The organism is Pseudoxanthomonas taiwanensis, from assembly GCF_010093135.1.
Lineage (GTDB): Bacteria > Pseudomonadota > Gammaproteobacteria > Xanthomonadales > Xanthomonadaceae > Pseudoxanthomonas > Pseudoxanthomonas taiwanensis.
Genome location: NZ_PDWK01000140.1, coordinates 1 through 1,399, shown reverse-complemented (window position 1 = coordinate 1,399; position 1,399 = coordinate 1). Strand labels below are relative to the sequence as shown.

General features: G+C 72.8%; 1 protein-coding gene. It reads right to left on the bottom strand.

Features of this window, described 5'->3' with window-relative positions; genetic code table 11:
* Positions 1-535 precede the first annotated feature (535 nt).
* A complete protein-coding gene (locus CR938_RS14250; RefSeq protein ID WP_343038587.1) occupies positions 536-1,063 on the bottom strand; it encodes an REP-associated tyrosine transposase in 528 nt (175 codons plus the stop codon).
* Positions 1,064-1,399 lie beyond the last annotated feature (336 nt).

Sequence of the window (1,399 nt, the reverse complement as noted above, 5' to 3'; positions counted from 1 at the left end):
CAACCGCCACCCATCAAGCGCCCCTGGGCACGGGCGCACCGCCACGGCCGGATGCGTCGGTGCCCCTGTAGGAGCCGCGTCCGCGGCGACCCGGCCGGCGCATCCGGCACCGACGTTCAACCGCCACCCATCAAGCGCCCCTGGGCACGGGCGCACCGCCACGGCCGGATGCGTCGGTGCCCCTGTAGGAGCCGCGTCCGCGGCGACCCGGCCGGCGCATCCGGCACCGACGTTCAACCGCCACGCATCAAGCGCCCCTTGGGCACGAGTGCACCCGCCACGACCGGCCGGCCCCGTCGCGTCGCCGCTGACGCGGCTCCTACAAAAACGCGGGGTGACCCGGCCGGCGCATCCGGCACCGACGTTCAACCGCCACGCATCAAGCGCCCCTTGGGCACGAGTGCACCTGCCGCGACCGGCCGGCCCCGTCGCGTCGCCGCTGACGCGGCTCCTACAGAAGCGGGCGCCGGCAACCCGGTTCGCGACACAGATCCAGCCGCATCCCCGGCGGGTGGTGCGGTGTGTCCCCGGCCCGCTACAGCCACACGTGGTCCCAGAAGGGGTAATCACCCGGACGGTCCACCAGCCCGGCGCGGACCGGGTTGGCGACGATGTAGCGGGCCACGTCCGGCACATGCTCATCGCGGCGCAGGGCATGATCGTGGAACGCCGGCGCCCACAACGGCCCTGCCCGGGCCAGCACCCGGTTGGCATACAGGCTGGCAGCAGACTTCATCCGTGCCACCACCCTGTCCAGTGGGGCTTCGTACCCGAGTTGCAGCAGCCAGTGCACGTGGTCGGGCATCAGCACCCAGGCCAGCAGTTTCGCGTCGCCCAGGATCGGCGGGTGCAGGAATCCACCCACCGCGGCCCAGGCCACGTGGAAGTTGGCGAAGTACGGAGTGCGGCCTTGGGTCACCGCGGTCACGTGGTAGATCTGGCCAGGCAGCGAGATCCGCCCACGGCGCAACGCCGCGTGGCCCCGGCGCGTGGTGCTGGTGGAAACGTGCATGTCCATGGCCGGCAAATTGCCCGGGTCGGCATTGGCCTGCCAGCAGCCCATGCCGCAGGTGCCGGTAGGAAAGCGTTACCGCCCGTGTAGGCGATGGCGGGCGCAGGTTGTAGGAGCCGCGTCAGCGGCGACGCGACGGGGCCGGCCGGTCGCGGCGGGTGCACCCGTGCCCAGGGGCGTTCGATGCGTGGCGGTTGAATATCGGCGCCGGGTACGCCGGCCATGCCGCCCCGCGTTTTTGTAGGAGCCGCGTCAGCGGCGACGCGACGGGGCCGGCCGGTCGCGGCGGATGCGCCCGTGTCGGGGCGCTTGATGCGTGGCGGTCGAACGCGGGCGCCGGATGCGCCGGCCAGGTCGCCGCTTACACGGCTCCTACAGGGGGGGGCG

Coding starts and splice junctions, on each gene's coding strand:
- CR938_RS14250 (WP_343038587.1), bottom strand. CDS start 1,063: ATGGGCTGCTGGCAGGCCAATGCCGACCCGGGCAATTTGCCGGCCATG.